18 protein-coding genes are annotated in these 16953 nt (G+C 64.8%); 13 read left to right on the forward strand and 5 right to left on the reverse strand.

Going from position 1 to position 16953, the window contains the following annotated elements; all coding sequences use genetic code 11:
• Positions 1-524 precede the first annotated feature (524 nt).
• The 13 genes from LL06_RS15810 to LL06_RS15870 all read left to right on the forward strand — a co-directional run bounded on the left by LL06_RS15810 (position 525) and on the right by LL06_RS15870 (position 12540).
• The gene (locus LL06_RS15810) at positions 525-2105 is read left to right on the forward strand and encodes a globin-coupled sensor protein (RefSeq protein ID WP_152599642.1); all 1581 of its coding nucleotides are present in this window, start codon (positions 525-527) and stop codon (positions 2103-2105) included.
• Positions 2106-2168: 63 nt separating this feature from the next.
• A complete protein-coding gene (locus tag LL06_RS15815; RefSeq protein ID WP_035528938.1) occupies positions 2169-2468 on the forward strand; it encodes an STAS domain-containing protein in 300 nt (99 codons plus the stop codon).
• Positions 2465-2830 (forward strand): response regulator, encoded by a 366-nt coding sequence (locus LL06_RS15820; RefSeq protein WP_035528940.1) that lies wholly within the window; start codon positions 2465-2467, stop codon positions 2828-2830. The genes LL06_RS15815 and LL06_RS15820 overlap by 4 nt, the downstream gene beginning before the upstream one ends.
• Before the next feature lie 13 nt (positions 2831-2843).
• Positions 2844-5135 (forward strand): chemotaxis protein CheA, encoded by a 2292-nt coding sequence (locus tag LL06_RS15825; RefSeq protein WP_035528942.1) that lies wholly within the window; start codon positions 2844-2846, stop codon positions 5133-5135.
• 13 nt (positions 5136-5148) lie between these two features.
• Positions 5149-5604, forward strand: a complete 456-nt coding sequence (locus LL06_RS15830; RefSeq protein WP_035528944.1) for a chemotaxis protein CheW — start codon at positions 5149-5151, stop codon at positions 5602-5604.
• On the forward strand, positions 5601-6482 hold the full coding sequence (locus tag LL06_RS15835; protein WP_035528946.1) for a protein-glutamate O-methyltransferase: 882 nt from the start codon (positions 5601-5603) through the stop codon (positions 6480-6482). The genes LL06_RS15830 and LL06_RS15835 overlap by 4 nt, the downstream gene beginning before the upstream one ends.
• 5 nt (positions 6483-6487) lie before the next feature.
• A complete protein-coding gene (locus LL06_RS15840) occupies positions 6488-7558 on the forward strand; it encodes a chemotaxis response regulator protein-glutamate methylesterase (protein ID WP_035528949.1) in 1071 nt (356 codons plus the stop codon).
• Positions 7558-7947 (forward strand): response regulator, encoded by a 390-nt coding sequence (locus tag LL06_RS15845; protein WP_035529008.1) that lies wholly within the window; start codon positions 7558-7560, stop codon positions 7945-7947. Before LL06_RS15840 ends, LL06_RS15845 begins: the two co-directional genes overlap by 1 nt.
• Positions 7944-8498, forward strand: coding sequence for a chemoreceptor glutamine deamidase CheD (cheD, locus tag LL06_RS15850; RefSeq protein WP_035528951.1), 555 nt, complete (start codon positions 7944-7946; stop codon positions 8496-8498). The genes LL06_RS15845 and cheD overlap by 4 nt, the downstream gene beginning before the upstream one ends.
• A gap of 12 nt (positions 8499-8510) precedes the next feature.
• Entirely contained in the window at positions 8511-8903 is a 393-nt protein-coding gene (locus LL06_RS15855) for a hypothetical protein (protein ID WP_035528953.1), read from the forward strand.
• Positions 8904-9055: 152 nt separating this feature from the next.
• Entirely contained in the window at positions 9056-10747 is a 1692-nt protein-coding gene (fliF, locus tag LL06_RS15860) for a flagellar basal-body MS-ring/collar protein FliF (protein ID WP_035528955.1), read from the forward strand.
• Positions 10748-11111: 364 nt separating this feature from the next.
• On the forward strand, positions 11112-11783 hold the full coding sequence (locus LL06_RS15865; protein ID WP_161784985.1) for a helix-turn-helix transcriptional regulator: 672 nt from the start codon (positions 11112-11114) through the stop codon (positions 11781-11783).
• Positions 11784-11796: 13 nt separating this feature from the next.
• A complete protein-coding gene (locus LL06_RS15870; RefSeq protein WP_081964013.1) occupies positions 11797-12540 on the forward strand; it encodes a LuxR C-terminal-related transcriptional regulator in 744 nt (247 codons plus the stop codon).
• A 136-nt stretch (positions 12541-12676) separates the two neighbouring features.
• On the opposite strand, the gene LL06_RS15875 is transcribed toward LL06_RS15870, so the two are convergent.
• From LL06_RS15875 to LL06_RS15895, 5 genes are all read right to left on the reverse strand, one after another.
• Positions 12677-13129, reverse strand: a complete 453-nt coding sequence (locus LL06_RS15875) for a hypothetical protein (RefSeq protein WP_035528957.1) — start codon at positions 13127-13129, stop codon at positions 12677-12679.
• On the reverse strand, positions 13126-14217 hold the full coding sequence (gene flhB, locus LL06_RS15880; protein ID WP_035528959.1) for a flagellar biosynthesis protein FlhB: 1092 nt from the start codon (positions 14215-14217) through the stop codon (positions 13126-13128). Before flhB ends, LL06_RS15875 begins: the two co-directional genes overlap by 4 nt.
• Before the next feature lie 12 nt (positions 14218-14229).
• Positions 14230-15294 (reverse strand): flagellar motor switch protein FliG, encoded by a 1065-nt coding sequence (locus LL06_RS15885; protein WP_035528962.1) that lies wholly within the window; start codon positions 15292-15294, stop codon positions 14230-14232.
• Position 15295: 1 nt separating this feature from the next.
• Positions 15296-15790, reverse strand: coding sequence for a flagellar motor switch protein FliN (gene fliN / locus LL06_RS15890; protein WP_345775684.1), 495 nt, complete (start codon positions 15788-15790; stop codon positions 15296-15298).
• A 208-nt stretch (positions 15791-15998) separates the two neighbouring features.
• Positions 15999-16952, reverse strand: coding sequence for a FliM/FliN family flagellar motor switch protein (locus LL06_RS15895; RefSeq protein WP_035528967.1), 954 nt, complete (start codon positions 16950-16952; stop codon positions 15999-16001).
• Position 16953 lies beyond the last annotated feature (1 nt).

Genomic DNA, 16953 nt, shown 5'->3' on the forward strand with positions numbered 1-16953 from the left:
TATGCGAAGTGTGTGACCTGTCAGAAAACCGGCATGTGCCGGATTCGCGCGCCGTGGGACCGCAACAGAATTGAAAAGCTTGCGAGGGTGGCGGTTGCGATGGCGAGAGCGCCAATTCCTAGAACAATCATTGCTCGAATCCTGGTGACATCATTGTCATCGATGGCCGGGACACTGCCTGACGCAACTTGTGCGAAACTGGCGCAGGCGATGCGCGGGTTATCCCCAACAACTGATTAACACTAGCCCTGCGGCGTTAACCTTCAGGCAAGGATTAGCACGTAAAAATCTGCTCAATCGTCGGATTGTGAAGGCTTCGGTAGTCCGCCCTCGCAAAGGCATGAAGCCGCTTCGCCGTACCGGAGTCAGTCCGGATCCAAAAAATTCCATGAGCCAGGCAGCGCTGCGCAATCGTGTCCCGTCATCTCAGCGTGGCGGCCGCGCAAATCGCACGGGGACGATTTCGGTACAAGCCAGGTTTGAATGCAGATGCGCGGCCGGGGGCCGCCGATTGGGGTGATGGCGTGGGGCAGGTTCAGGCAAGGGTGAGGGATGCGGCGGCGGCGGCCGACGGCCTGCGCGCGCGCCTTGACCTGACAGCGTTCGACGCCGAGGGCTGCGAACGTCTGCGCACGATCCGCCCGATGATCGAGGCCGAGGCCCGCATTGCGCTGTCCGCCTTCTTCGAACGCCTGCAGAACACCCCTGAAATCGCCTCTCTGTTCACCTCGGCCCGCCAGATCGACCGGCTGGAAGAGCTGGAAGTGGCGCACTGGTCGATCCTCGCCGACGGCCGTTTCGACGGGCTCTATGTAGACCGCTCGGTCATTCTCGGCGAAGTCCGCCAGCGCATCGGGCTTGACGCGGGCTGGTCGATCGGCGGCCATGCGCTCGTGCTCGAGCGCGTCATAAGGCGCCTGGTGGAGGAAAGCCGCACCGGCATTTTCAGCCTGTTTTCAAGCCGTTCGGACCACAGGCTGCTGGCCGATCGGCTGGTAGATGTCGTCAAGGCGGCGCTGATCGACATCGACATGCAGGTCTCCCATCGCCTGAGCGAACAGTCCAGGAGCCTGATCCGCCAGCGCGAGGAGGCGGTCGCTGGGGAGCGGGAGCTCGTCGAAACGACGCTTGGCACGGCGCTCGCCCGGCTGGCCGAGGGCGATCTGTCGGTGCGCGTCGAACCGGCCGGCATCGAGCCGCACCGCGAGGTCGCCGACAATTTCAACCGCGCCGTCAGCCGCCTTGAAGAGCTGGTGACGGGCGCGGCTGTGCGCCTGTCCGACGCCGAACGGCTTGCCGCGCGGCTGAGCGACGATCTCGACCAGGTCCGCGCCGACATCGAGAGCCACGGCGCGAGCCTGGGCGGCGAGCACGACACGCTGGCCGCCGTCGCCGGCCGCATCCGCCTCACCGCCGAAACCGCCCGCAAGGCCGAGACGCTGATTGCCGAGGCCCGCCAGAGCGCCGAGGCCGGCGACAGGGTCGTCGAGAACGCCATTGACGCGATGGCCGGTGTCGAGAAATCCGCCGAGCAGATCGGCAAGATCATCTCGGTGATCGATGAAATCGCCTTCCAGACCAATCTCCTGGCGCTCAATGCCGGCATCGAGGCCGCGCGCGCCGGCGACGCCGGCCGCGGCTTCGCCGTCGTCGCCACCGAAGTGCGCGCGCTGGCGCAACGCTCGGCGGGCGCCGCCAACGAGATCAAGGACCTCGTCTCCGACGCCAAGTCCCATGTCGGGCGCGGCGTCGAACTCGTCGACCGCACCCGCTCCGCCATCTCGGGACTGGTCGAGCAGGTCGGCAGGATCTCGCAATCGGTGGCGGGTGTCGGCGCGGCGGCGGAAAACGAAGCCGCGCAGCTTGCCGGCACGGCAGCCAGCCTCGGCCAGACGGCCGGCCTGATCGCCGCCGGCGCCGCCCGAATCTCGGGCGCGGCCGAAACCCAGGCGGATCTGCGCCTGGTGATCACCGAACTGGGCGAGAAGATCAGGATGCACCGGCAGGCCCACCATGCCGGCTTTCAAAGCGTGGAGCTGTCGGGTGGCGCACAGCCCGCCGGGCTCGCGCAAGACCGCTATGCGCAGCGGAGGTTGGCGCGATGACACGGCTTCTGGGTCACGCCGCGGCAAAGAACACAAGCCCTTTCACGAGCGAGGATATCTGGCATGTCGTCCACCGACGTAGCACCTAAAGTACTCAAACTGCCCGAGGTCCTGGACCTCAATGCGGCCAGCAGGCTGCATGAGCAAGTGCTCGCGCACAAGGGCGAAGACATCGATATCGACGCGACAGACGTGACCCGGGTTGGCGCCCAATGCGTTCAGGTCCTGCTGGCCGCGGCGCTGAGCTGGCGCGCCGAAGACCAGAGCCTGAGGGTCAATCAGGCCTCCGATGCATTCATTAAAACATTGCAATTGCTGGGAATTTCGGATGAAGCCCTGCTTCCAAAGGAGATGCTGAAATGAAGAAGAAGGTTCTTACGGTCGACGACTCGCGGACAATCCGCAACATGTTGCTGGTCACCCTCACCAATGCCGGCTTCGACACGGTGCAGGCGGAAGACGGTATCGAAGGGCTTGAAGTCCTGGAGGAATCCAATCCGGACGTCATCGTCACCGACATCAACATGCCCCGCCTTGACGGGTTCGGCTTCATCGAAGGCGTGCGCCAGAACGACCGCTTCCGGGCGATCCCGATCTTGGTGCTGACCACCGAAAGCGACGCCGAGAAGAAGAACCGCGCCCGTGAAGCCGGCGCAACGGGCTGGATCGTCAAACCCTTCGACCCGTCCAAGCTTATCGCAGCCATTGAGCGTGTAACCGCCTGACAGGACCTGTCCCATGGATATGAATGAAATCAAGGACATTTTTTTCCAGGAATGCGAGGAACAGCTCGCGGAACTGGAATCTGGTCTTCTCCGCATCAATGATGGCGACACCGATCCGGAAACGGTCAATGCGGTGTTTCGCGCCGTGCATTCGATCAAGGGCGGGGCGGGGGCTTTCGGCCTCGATGACCTCGTCGCCTTCGCCCATGTGTTCGAGACGACCCTTGATTGCGTTCGATCCAACAAGCTACAGACATCGTCGGAACTGCTCAAGGTGATGCTCAAGTCGGCCGACGTGCTTGCCGACCTCACCGCCGCGTCCCGCGACGGCGGCAGCATCGACAAATCCCGCACCTCGGTCCTGGTCAAGGAGCTCGACGCCTTCGCCAAGGGCACGCCGTTGCCGGCATCGGCGCCCGAGCCGGTCAAGCAGGAAGCGCCCGCCGAACCGGCGCCGCAGGCCACCGACGACAGCGGCTTCCAGCCGGTCCCGTTCAGCTTCGACGGCTTCGAGGATGAAGCCGAAGCGGCCGAATTGCCGGACGAGGCCATTGCCGGCCGGTCGGTGTTCACGGTGCGCTTCAAGCCCCGCTCCGATCTCTACGCCAAGGGCAACGAGGCGGTGCTGCTGCTGCGCGACCTCGCCAGGCTTGGCGATCTCCAGGTCCGTTGCGACATCGACACGCTGCCGCCCATCGACCAGCTCGATCCGGAAGGCGCCTATTTCTCATGGCTGATCCGGGTCGAGACCGACAAGGACGAGGAGGCCGTCCGCCACGTCTTCGAATTCGCCGAATGGGATTGCCTGATCGAGATCACGCCCGGCTCCGATGACGAGGCGTTCTCGGCCCCCACCGCGGCGGGCGAGGATCAGCCCATGGCGCCGGTGCCGTTCGATCTATCCATGCTCGAGGAAGAGCCGGTCGTCCCCGCCGAGACCGCCGCGGCGGTGGTCGTCCCCATTGCCGCCGCCCGTCCGGCGGCCGTCGCCGCCGTCGAGGAGGCGCCGCTCGCGCCGCCGAGCCTGCCGCGCGCCGAAAAGGCCCTTGCCGCGGAAGCGGAGAAGAAGGAAAGCGCGGTTGCCGCGGTTCCCGCCGCGCCGCAGACCATCCGCGTCGACCTCGACCGGGTCGACCGGCTCATCAACCTGGTGGGCGAACTGGTCATCAACCAGGCGATGCTCGCGCAAAGCGTGGTCGAGAACGAAACCGGCGGGTCGTCGGCGATCAATCTCGGCCTGGAAGAACTGCAGCAGCTCACCCGGGAAATCCAGGACAGCGTGATGGCCATCCGCGCCCAGCCGGTCAAGCCGGTGTTCCAGCGCATGGGCCGCATCGTCCGCGAAATCGCCGACATGACCGGCAAGAACGTCCGTCTGGTCACCGAGGGGGAGAACACCGAGGTCGACAAGACCGTCATCGACAAGCTCGCCGAGCCGCTGACGCACATGATCCGCAACGCGGTCGACCACGGGCTCGAAACGCCTGAAAAGCGCGCGGCGCTGGGCAAGAACCCCGAAGGCATCCTGCGCCTGACCGCCAAGCACCGTTCCGGCCGCATCGTCATCGAGATCGCCGACGACGGCGCCGGCATCAATCGCGAGCGGGTCCGCTCCAAGGCCATCGAGAACGGCCTGATTGCCGCCGATTCCAACCTCAGCGACGAGGAAATCGACAACCTGATCTTCCACCCGGGCTTCTCCACCGCCGAGAAGCTCTCCGACATCTCCGGTCGCGGCGTCGGCATGGACGTGGTCAAGCGCTCGATCCAGCAACTGGGCGGCCGCATCTCCATCACCTCCAAGCCGGGCAAGGGCTCGATCTTCACCATGAGCCTGCCGCTCACGCTCGCCGTTCTCGACGGCATGGTGGTGACGGTCGCCAACCAGACCCTGGTGGTGCCGCTCACGGCCATCGTCGAGACGCTGCAGCCGGAAAAGCAGGACATTCACGCCTTCGGCCCGACGCAGCGGCTCATCGCCATCCGCGACACCTTCTGCCCGCTCGTCGATGTCGGCCACATCCTCAATTTCCGCCCCGACCTCGCCAACCCGATCGACGGTGTGGCGCTGCTGGTGGAATCGGAAGGCGGCGGCCAGCGCGCGCTCATGGTCGATGCAATCCAGGGCCAGAGGCAGGTCGTCATCAAGAGCCTGGAGGCCAACTACACCAATGTTCCGGGCATCGCCGCGGCCACCATTCTCGGCGACGGCAGGGTGGCGCTCATCCTCGACGTCGATGCGGTGGTCACCGCCTCGCGCGGCCATGCGCTGAGCTCCGAAATGACGCTTTCGGCGACAGGGTGAGGGGAGCGGGCTGATGCGGGTATCGGGCAACGACATGTGCGAATTGATTGCATTCACCATCGGCGACCAGGAGTTCTGCGTCGAAGTGATGGCTGTGCGCGAAATTCGCGGATGGACGCCCGCAACCCCGCTGCCCCATTCCCCCGGCTATGTCCGCGGCGTGATCAATCTGCGCGGCGTGGTCCTTCCGGTCATGGACATGTCGCAAAGGCTCGGGATGGACAGGACGGATCCCTCCCAGCGCCATGTCATCATCGTCATCCAGACAGGCAGCCAGCTTGTCGGCCTTCTGGTGGACTCGGTCTCCGACATCCTCGCCGTTGCCGAAAGCGCCATCCAGCCGGCGCCGGACGTGAGCCGGGAAATGGGTCGCGACTTCGTCCAGGGCATCATCCCGATCGAAGGCAGAATGGTCTGTCTCATACAACTTAACGCCCTCTTCGGGTCCATTGAAAGCGAGGCCGCATGAGCGCCGCAGCCATACTCCAGGCAGGACGACCAGACGATTGCCTCGTCAACGGGGAATATCCCCTGACGCGCCGGGATCTCTCCGAGATCGCCGCGATGATCTACTCGGATGCGGGCATCGCGCTCAACGAGACCAAGGCATCGCTTGTCTATTCGCGCCTGTCCAAGCGGCTGCGCCAGACCGGCCTGGCGAGCTTCCGGGACTATTGCGCCCTGGTCGGCTCCTCCGAAGGCGCCGCCGAACGCCGCGAGATGCTGAGCTTCCTGACCACCAATTTCACCCGGTTCTTCCGCGAAAACCACCATTTCGACCATCTCCGCACCGAGGTTCTGCCGGGCCTGAGCGCCCGCGCCAAGGCCGGCGGCCGGGTCAGGATCTGGTCGGCGGGCTGCTCGGACGGACAGGAGCCCTATTCGATCGCGCTCACCGTGCTCGGCCTCGTGCCCAACGCGGCAAGCCTGGACATCCGCATTCTCGCCACCGACATCGACCCCAAGATCATCGCCCAGGCCAAGGCAGGGGTCTATGACGGCCAGTCGATCGAAACCGTTGATGCGGCCATGCGCAAGCAATGGTTCACCCAGACGCCCGAGAAGCGCTGGCAGGTGGGCGACCAGGTCAAGCAGCTCATCACCTTCCGCGAACTCAACCTGATGGCCCAGTGGCCGTTCCGCGGGCCCTTCGACGTGATCTTCTGCCGCAACGTGGTGATCTATTTCGACGAGCCGACCCAGGCCAAGATCTGGGTCCGCTACGCGGATCTGCTGCCGCCGGGCGGGCATCTCTACATCGGCCATTCCGAGCGCCTCTCCGGCGAGGGCAAGGACCGCTTCGACAACATCGCCATCACCACCTATCGGCTCAAGGGGAGGAACTGACCGTCATGACACCGCAAGCGCGCGTCCTTGTTGTCGACGATTCGCCCACCATGCGCGGCCTGATCAAGGCGGTGCTGCGGAGCGATCCGGGCATTGACGTTGTCGGCGAGGCCGGCGACGCCATGGAGGCCCGCAACGCCATCAAGCAGCTCAATCCCGATGTGATCACGCTCGATGTCGAGATGCCCAACATGAATGGCATCGATTTCCTCGAGAAGATCATGAAGCTCAGGCCGATGCCGGTGATCATGGTGTCGACGCTGACCAACCGCGGCGCGGAAGCCACGCTGGCCGCGCTGGAACTGGGCGCCTTCGACTGCGTCGGCAAGCCGCTGCCGGGCGATCCGGCGCCCTTTGCCCATCTCGCCGAAACGGTCAAGGCCGCCGCGCGCTCGCAGCGCCACCTGCCCGAAGCCGCCACGGTCGAGCATGCGCCCGCCGCCGCAACGCCCGCCTATGCGGCGCCCAGCGACTATCAGCCGTCGCGCAAGATCATCGCCATCGGCGCCTCCACCGGCGGCGTCGAGGCGCTGATCGCGGTGCTGACCAAGTTTCCGGTCAATTGTCCGCCGACCGTCATCACCCAGCACATGCCGGCGACCTTCACCAAGAGCTTCGCCGAACGGCTCAACCGGCTCTGCGCGCCGCAGGTCAAGGAAGCCGAGGACGGCGACCGGCTCGAGATCGGCCGCATCTATCTGGCGCCCGGCGGCAACCGCCACATGGAAATCTCCAACCAACTGGCGCCGCGCTGCATTCTGACCGACGGCGATCCCGTCAACGGCCACCGGCCGTCGGTCGATGTCCTGTTCAATTCCGTGTCCATTCTCGCCGGAGCGAAGGCCGTCGGCGTCATCCTGACCGGGATGGGCCGCGACGGCGCAGCCGGTCTTCTCAAGATGCGCCAGGCCGGCGCCACCACCATCGGTCAAAACGAAAAAACCTGCGTGGTCTACGGAATGCCGCGGGTGGCTCAGGAGATCGGCGCCGTCGGGATCCAGTTGCCGCTCAACCTCATTGGCGAGGAAATCCTCAAGTCCACAACCATAACCTCTCGCAAAGATAGGGTCGCATGATGTCCATTGCACAGAAGATCAAGGTTCTCATAGTTGATGATCAGGTGACCAGCCGGCTCCTGCTCGGCGATGCGCTTCAGCAACTCGGGTTCACCCAGATCACGGTGGCTGGGGATGGCGAACAGGGCGCCAAGATCATGAACCAGCAGCCCCACCACCTGGTGATTTCGGACTTCAACATGCCGAAGATGGATGGCCTGGGCCTGCTGCAGGCAGTCCGCAGCAATCCGGCGACCAAGCGGGCGGCCTTCATCATGCTGACCGCCCAGGGCGACCGGGCGCTGGTGCAGAAGGCCGCGGCGCTGGGCGCCAACAACGTTCTCGCTAAGCCCTTCACCATTGAAAAGATGAGAGCAGCCATCGAGGCCGTGTTTGGGGCGTTGAAGTGAGCGCAGACATTCAGTTTCGCAGAATTCATGTGATTCAGGGTGAGTACAAGGTCACCAATGACCCGGAAGTGGTGCTGTCGACCATTCTGGGCTCGTGCATTGCCGCATGCATGCGCGATCCGGTGGCCGGTGTCGGCGGCATGAATCACTTCCTGCTGCCCGGCCAGGGCACCGGCTCGGGGGGCGAGGCGACCCGCTACGGCGTCCATCTGATGGAGCTGCTGATCAACGGCCTGCTCAAGCAGGGCGCCCGTCGCGAGCGGCTGGAGGCCAAAATCATCGGCGGCGCCAAGACGATTTCCGGCTTCTCCAATGTCGGCGAGAAGAACGCGGAATTCGCGCACCAGTTCCTGAGCGACGAAGGCATCCGCGTCGTCGGCAGCAACACCGGCGGGGACGTCGGGCGCAAGCTCGAATATTATCCCGTCAGCGGCCGCGCCCGCCAGTATCCTCTCTCGGGCGCAGAGACGCAGAAGACGGTGGCCCTCGAGACCGCGCCGCCACGCATTGTTGTACCGAAGCCGGCGGACACGTCGATCGAGTTTTTCTAAGGAGTTCGCCCCATGACGAAATCGTCCATCGACGCCGGCGGCGATCTGCACGAACCCCTCTACGAGGTGATGTCGCGCATCAGCCTGGAAATCGTTGACGTCGCCGAACTGATCGAGCGGCTCGAGCCGCTCCTGTCCAATGGCCGCTCCACCGAATTCCTGGCCTCTCCCGATCACATGCGGGTGATGCAGGGCATCGATCTTGCCGTGCAGAAGGCCCGCGGCCTGGCGAACTTCATTGACGGCATCGGCGAGCGGCTCGATTCCGGGCAGCTCATCGACATCACCACCGCGCTCAACCTGATCACGCTCGAAGACATGAAGCGCCGCCTGAGGGCATCGATCCAGGCGCCCCATTCCGCCGAAGTCTACCAGAAGGCCTCGGGGGATCTCGATTTCTTCTGACGCCGCCGCGCCCGAAGGCGCCATGGGACGGTGCTGCCGGACCGCGCCGCGCGGCCTTTCCGGCCGTCGATCACTTTCGCGCAAGTTTCGCCGCCTAGGGTGAGCGTACCGGTCATCCTGGCCGGCCTGACCCTATTGAGCGCGGATACAGAATGAATCTGTTGAACCAGCTGTCCCTATTCACGAAGAACCTGGCTGGCCTGGGTCAGGCGAAACTGATGGGACTCGGCCTTGTCGGCGTCCTGTCGGTCATGCTGATCCTCGGCGCCGCCATCTTTCTCAACAAGCCCACCCGCGAGACGCTCTACATCGGTCTCACGGGCGAGGACGTCAACCAGATCAGCCTGGTGCTTGCCGAAGCCAATATCGATTTCGCCACCGGCTCCGACGGGACCTCGGTGACGGTGCCGGCCGGCCTCACCGGCCGGGCGCGGATGCTGCTGGCGGAACGCGGGCTGCCCTCGTCCAACACCGCCGGCTACGAGCTGTTCGACCAGGTGGGATCGCTCGGCCTGACGAGCTTCATGCAGGAAATCACACGGGTGCGCGCGCTCGAGGGCGAGATTGCCCGCACCGTCCAGTCGATCAACGGCATCTCGGCGGCGCGGGTTCACATCGTCATGGCCGACCGCGGCAATTTCCGCCGCGGCGACCAGCGCCCCTCGGCCTCGGTGATGGTGCGCACCGGCAACAATCTGGCGCCGCGCACCGCCGATTCGATCCGCCACCTGGTCGCAGCCTCCGTCCCGGGCCTCAATGTCGATGAAGTCACCGTTCTCGACGCCACCGGCAAACTGCTGGCCGCGGGCGACGACTTCTCCAATTCGAGCCTCAACAAGTCGCTCTCGATCGTGCAACTGGTCCAGAACGAGGTCGAGGCCAATATCGAAAAGGCGCTGGCGCCGTTCCTGGGCGTCGAGAATTTCCGCGCCAGCGTGAGCGCCGAAGTCAACACCGACAGCCAGCAGATCCAGGAAACCATCTACGATCCCGAATCCCGGGTCGAGCGCTCCACCCGCGTGACGCGGGAGAACCAGAAGTCCAACCAGTCGTCCACCGACGCGCCCGCCACCGTTCAGCAGAACATTCCCGACCAGCAGCCCGGGGCCGGCGAAGGCGCGGGTCCGCAGTCGAGCGAACTGGCCGAACGCAAGGAAGAGCAGACCAATTTCGAGATCAACTCGAAGACCGTCTCCACGGTCCGCAACAGCTACAGCGTCGAGGGCCTGTCGATCGCCGTCGTGGTCAACAAGGAGCGGATCAACGCCATGCTCGGCGGCACGCCGACGCCCGAACAGACCGCGGCCTACATCGCCGAGCTTGAAAAGGTCGTCGCCACCGCCGCGGGCGTCGATGCCGAGCGGGGCGATCGCGCCACCGTCACCATGATGGAATTCCTGGCCAACGAGCTGCTCGTCGACTCGGCGACCCAGCCCGGCTTCGTCGACACGCTGAAAACGCAGCTCGGCACCATCATCAACGCGGTCGCCTTCATCACCGTGGCCGTGCTGCTCATCCTGTTCGGCTTCCGCCCGCTGATGCGCAACAACCGGATGATCGCCGGCGGCGGAGCCGACGCGGAAGACGGCCTGGAAGACGGCCTGGAGCTGCCCGATTTCTCGCCGGCGGCGCTGGGCGGCGCCAACACCATGCCGATGGAAGGCTTCGGCGCTGACTTCGGTTTCGGCGAAGAGACCGATTCCGAGCTCGAGCTCGAGCAGTCAGGCACCTTCAACCGCCGCGTCAAGGAAGGCCCGGAACGGCGCCTGGCCCGCATGGTCGAGATCAACGAAGAGCGGGCGGCCAAGATCCTCCGCAGTTGGGCCTCCAGCGAAGCGGCGTGATCCGCGCCTGCGGCCGGGCCTCGGCAGGGCCCCGCCAGCATTTCCCGTCATCGGTCAGCAACTTCACGCCGGACGCCTTCGCCAGGGCGGCCGGCGTGCGCGCATCTGATTCGATTAGCTTCAGCTAAAAAGCAATCCGTAAAGTCCCAGATAATGGTTATATGTTTTTGGGGTCGCCTGGGTCACACTGCAACAATTGATGGATTGATTCGCTGATTCGTCATGCGGGGTAACCATGGCGGGGGCGTGGTTCCGGGGTGAAGTTCAGGGGCGGCCTTGCGGTCAGACTGAGGCATACCGGAGTCAGGGTTGTTCTTTGGAGGCGCGCATCGAATACGCGCCAACACCGGCGAAAGGGGACCGAATGATTGCGCGCGGTGCGTTTATACAGGATCTCGAATCCAAGGAAAGCTGCGGCCAGATTACAGGCGGCATGGATCTTGTCTGCGCTTATGCCGGCGCCCGGTGCTATCTTCTGGCCCGCACCGATCTCTTCCTCGACCGGCATCATGATTTCATCGTCACCTCGAACTGGCCCTTCGACCTGGTGCGCACCTTTGGCGCGGCGCTGGTCGACGGCCAGGCCCGGACCAGCGAGATCCGCCGCTGTCTGCAGGCCTTCGAGCCGGCCTTTCAGGACATCGACCGGTCGGTCGGCCTGCCGGAGGAGTTCTCCCAGCGCGTCTGCCTGATCCCGTACAATGCGGGCCATGCCCGGATGGTCCTGGCTCTGCTGTTCGCCAAGGACGCCTTCCTGTCGCATGACCGTCTTCGCGATGTCGCGCTCGCGGCGGCCTATTTCACCTCGCGCTTTCCGGAAGTGGTCTCAACCAACGACACGCTCTCCGATCTGACCGACCGGGAAGTCGAGTGTCTTTCCTGGATCGGCGAAGGCAAGACCAGCGACGAAATCGCGCTGATCATCGGAATCTCACGCAACACCGTCAACAATTACATCACCAGTATCATGAACAAAACTGGAGCAAAAACACGCTCAGAAGCGGTTGCCTTCGCTGTGCGGCAGCGAATTATATAACAAGGGAGCATTCATGATGGCATACGGAACATCACACCTTATTCCATCCGGCCAGGATCGGGTTCAGCATCTCTCCCAGGGCGGAGCGAGCGGAGGGGCGGGCTCCACGGCTGATCTGTTCCCCAAGCTCGTCATCATGCAGCGGCTCTGCGCCAGCGAGGGCTTTGCGGTGCTGACCGCCCAGGCGCAGACGCTGCTGACTCCGGGCCGCCTCGAATGCGGAATACAGAGCCCGGGAAGCGACGCCTTCGTCGACGGGCTGATGCAGGCCCAGGCGGCTTTCCTGCTGTCGCATCTCGCCCTGTCGCCACGGCCGGTGATTTTCACCCCGCACAAGACGCAGATGCACGACGTCTCGCCCGCGCTGACGGTTCATGTTCCCGACGGTCAGGGAATCGATCTGGCCCTGCCCGCGCAGTTGGGCGCCATGGGCAACGGCTATGTGATCTTCTTCTCGGTGCGGGCCGCCATGGACAATGACCTGCTCATCGACATGCACCGCAAATCGCTCGGCGTCATGCGCGAGAAGCTGAGGCTCGCCTTCGGCGGCGCCTCCCAGTCCGACAAGCTCAACGAGCGGGAAATCGAGTGCCTGCAGCTCGTCGGCAACGGCATGAAGAGCGAGGCGATCGGCGAGCGGCTCAATCTGTCGGTTCACACCGTCAACGCCTATCTGGGATCCGCCACCACGAAGCTCAATGCCGTCAACCGGATCCAGGCCATCGCCAAGGCGATCCGCCTCGGCATCATCGCCTGACCGGAGCCGGCTGACGCTCAGGCGAGTGTCGCGCATCCGGCCGGACCATCCGATCGGCGGTGCCGAAGCTTGCTTGGGATGGCGAGCGCCGCATCAGGATGCAGCAGCGCCCTGCACCGGGTCGGCGCAAGTCACCTCAAGCGGCGGGCCGGGCGATCTGGTGGGCCTGCAGGAACGGCCGGAACGCCGCGGCGCGCAGGCTGCTGGCCAGCAGCAGGGCGTTGTCATGGGGATTGTCGTGCGGCGCGTCAAAGTCGATATGATTGATCTCTACGCCGGCATAATCCTGCTCCAGCGTCAGGCGCGCATAGATCGTCACCCCCCGCGGCCGGATTTCCAGGTCGAGCACCACTTGCGGCGGGCCGCCCCAGTCCAGGTTGTAATCCCCGCCGATGCCGAGCTTGATGGTTCCGGGCAGGAAGAACATCTCGGCGGCCGAAGCCACCAGGTCGGCGAGATCCGCGTGCCGCTCGAAGCGCAGCATCGAGATCAGGTCGGCGACGTCGATCAGCCGCATTTCCGAGGCGACCGCGCAGATGGCGTCCGCGACGATCTTTTCCCATTCGGCCGAATACTCGTTCTGTCTCATGAAAGCGCGCCCGCAGGTTTGGATTTCGACTTGACGGCGTAGATCCGGTGCACCAGCTCGGCCACAGCCTTGTAGAACACCGCGGGAATGAAATTATCCACCGAGACTTGCGCAAACATGGAGCGTGCGAGCGGCGGATCCTCGAACACCGGAATGCCATGGGCTTCGGCCACTTCGCGGATCTTCAGCGCGATCAGGTCCTGGCCCTTGGCGATGACCACCGGCGCGCCGCCTTCTTCGCGGACATAGCGCAGGGCCACGGCATAGTGGGTCGGGTTGGCGATCACCAGCGTGGCGCGCGGCACCTCGGCGATCATCCGGCGGCGGGCGCGGTCGCGCGCCAGCGAGCGCTGCCGCGCCTTGAGGATCGGATCGCCGTCGGACTGCTTGAGTTCGTCCTTGATGTCCTGCTTGCTCATCCTGAGATCGGCGTTCCAGCTATAGCGGGTCCACAACAGATCGAGGATCGCCAGCGTCGCCGTGCAGATCAGCACCACCACGATCACCTTGCCGGCAAGGCGGGAGATGTCGGGCGCCACCAGGGTGGGGTCCATGAACATGTAGTCGAGCGAGCGGAAGAAATCCTCCCGCATCACCGCCGTGACGATCGCCGAGACGATGACGATCTTGGACATCGATTTGGCGAATTCCACCATGCCCTTGGCGCCGTAGATCCGGCCAAATCCCTTGGCGGGCGAGATCCGCTCGAGCTTGGGCTGGACCCGGTCGAACACCGGGCTCGGCATGTTCTGCAGCACGGAGGCGGCGATGCCGAAGCCGATCAGCAGCGCGAAGGCCGGCAGCAGCACCGCGCCCGCCTCGAAGAACAGCACCTGGAACAGCGCCAGCGCGTCGCCGCCGTTCTCCAGCCGCCATCCGTCGGCCTGTTCGAACAGATCCCTCAGCGCCTCAGTAAAATGCCCGGCGCGGCCGGGCAGGAAGAACACAAGATAGATCAGCATTCCCAGTACCGAGGCGAAGATCGGCACTTCCCGGCTGAAGGGCACATTGCCCTTGTCCACCGCGTCGCGGAGTTTTTTCTCTGTCGGTTCTTCAGTTTTGCTGTCTTTGTCCTCGCCGTCAGCCATCGGGGCTCAGACTCACGCCGCTTCGGCCTGGGCTTCGGCGGCGGCCGGCGCCGGCGCATTCGGATCGCGCAGCGTGAGCTGGTCGAGGCCGGCGAGCCGGATCGCCTCCTGCGCGATGGTGCGCCGGGCGACCGCGATCTCGCGCGTGCTGACGCCCGCATCGCCCGCGGCGAGGTCGGATTCGATCATCCGGCGCTGGCGGGCGCCGATCGCCGACAGCAGGGCTTCGCGCAGCGTGTTGTCGGCGCCGCGCAGGGCCGTGGTGATGATGTCGCCGGAGATGTCGTTGAGCAGGGTGACGCGGCTGCGCTGCGGCATCTGCACGATGTCGTCGAACAGGAAGATGCGCGGACGCACCTTGGCGACGGCGGTCTTGGACGCGGTCTCGAGCGCGCCCAGCAGCGATTCGACATCGGGCTTGGACAGCTCGTTCATGATTTCGGCGACCTTCACCGCCCCGGTGCTGGCCCGTTCGGCCTCCATCTCGGCGACAAGTTCCCGCACGCGCGTCTCGATGATCTCGGCGGCGCGCGGATTGACGTTCTTGAGCTCGACCGCGCGCCGGACGATGTCGACCCGGACCTGCTCGGGCAGCCGCATCAGCGTCCGCCCGGCAAAGCCCGTCGGCAGCATCGAAACGATGTAGGCGGCGGTCTGTGGGTGCTCGTTCTGCAGGAAGCGGCCCACCCGGTCGGGATCGGAATCCTGCAGCCGGTCCCAGACCGACGTCTCGTAGCTTTCGAACTGGGTGCGCCGCCCGAGAAGACCGTCCACCTCGTCGGGGGTCAGGCCTTCCTCGAGAATGCCTTCCATCGCCTTGGCGTTGTCCATCAGGCCGGTGCCTTCGCTGAACAGGTCCTCGAATTCGTTGACCAGCTCGACCAGTTCCTGCGGCTTGATGGTGCGCAGGTTCTGCGCCTTCTTGATGATTTCCTGCAGTTCCTCGTATTCGAAGAACTTCAGCAGCTTGCCGGCCACCGGCTTGCCCATGGCCAGCAGCACCGCCGCCGCCTTTTCCGACGGCGTCAGCGCGGTGTTTTCTGCGTTTGCCGTGTCGAACTCGCCGTAAATTGCCATGTCAGCTGGACTTCTTCCGTTCTTCGCCAATCACTTCGATGATGCGCACCGCAAACTTGGTGTCGTCGGAATCCAGCACCGTGATTTCGCCGCGGCCGATCAGCTTGCCGTTGACCATGATCTCGACCGGCTCGCCGATCTTCCGGTCGAGCGCGATGGTGGCGCCTTCCTGCAGGTTCATGAGCGAGGAGACCGCCATCCGGCTCGAGCCGAGGATGATCTGCACGTCGATGGGAATGCCCATCACGAGGTCTAGCCGGCTGGTGGTGCCGGTGGCGCCGGTCTTGACGCCGGCATGGGCGGCGGGTTCGGCGGCGAAATCATGGCCGAGTCCGGCATCGGCGCCGAAATCGCCGCCAAAGGCCGCGCCGCCGAGGCCCGGCATGCCGAGATCCGGCGCATCGCCGATGTTGAATGGGTCGTTGACGTCGCCCGCGGCGTCGCCGTCGGCGAAATCCGCGCCAAAATCAGAACCGAAGGCCGCTGAGCCACCCATGCCATCCACGCTTTCATTCGTGACAACCGGTTTCTCGCCGGCGTCTTTCTTCAATACTCCGCGAAGCTCATCGATGGCCCCGTCAATCGCGCCGTCGCCTTGCGCCATCGGATCGGCGTCACCATCAAATGCGTTTTCGCCCGCCATATGCCCTTATCCCGTTTCAAGCTTGCCCGGAGCCTGCCTCGACGCGCCCCGGGGTCCATCTTCATGCGAAATCTGTTTTCCAGTTTTCGTCCGGTCCCGCCGGCCCTTCGACCTTGACCATGTAGCGTGTTCCGGCCCGGCCGAGCGCGCAGGTGTAGAGCGGCTTGCCGTTGGCGCTGAGCGTCACGGCGATGTCGCCCGTGTCGGCGAAGGCGATCAGGTCGCCCGCCTGCAGACGGCTGATCTCGCCCAGCGGAAGCGGCGCCAGCGCCACCGCCGCCTGCAGGCTGATCTGCGACTGGGACACCCGGTCGCTCAGCCGTTCGGTCCAGTCGAGCGCGCTGGCGCTCGCCTTCTTGCCCTGCGCGGGCGCGGTGATTTTCGCCTTGAGCAGGAGCGCCTGGGGCAGGATCAGGATCAGCGGCGCGACGACGGCGCCGAAGCCGATCTCCAGCGTCATCGCCGCGGCGTGGAAATTCGGGAACGGGTCATCGATCTCTTCGCGCAGGTCGAGCTGCGGCCTGGCCACGCTGGCCTTGGCCTTCGGGTCGGCCGACACCAGCGTGCGCAGGCTGTCGTTGAGCTGCTCGAACACCACCAGCGACATGTCGAGCTCGATTCCCGAAAGCGGCCGCGCCACGATGTCGAGCTGGTCGGGGTCGTTGCCGCCGAGCAGGCATTCGACCAGGCCGATGATCAGCTTGGTCCCGCACAGGCTGGCGATCTCCTTCGACCAGCCGGCGATGGTGGTTTCGCAATAGACCGCGTCGGTGATCAGCTCCGAGAGCAGTTCGCGCCGCCGGCCCTGCCGGATCGCGCCCGGACGGGCGTCGATCTCGACGCCGGTCGCCTTTTCGAACGCCGTCGCCAGCATCGGGCCGAGCGCCTGCATCAGGGTCTGGCATTTGGCCTCGATCGTTGCGGCGCTGCCTTTCGCTCCGGTCATCAGATCGAGCAGTTGCGGATCGAACTGGGCCGGGCCTTGCGGGCTTTCGGGGGCTGCTTCTGCGCTCATT

Source organism: Hoeflea sp. BAL378, from assembly GCF_000759435.1.
GTDB lineage: Bacteria > Pseudomonadota > Alphaproteobacteria > Rhizobiales > Rhizobiaceae > Hoeflea.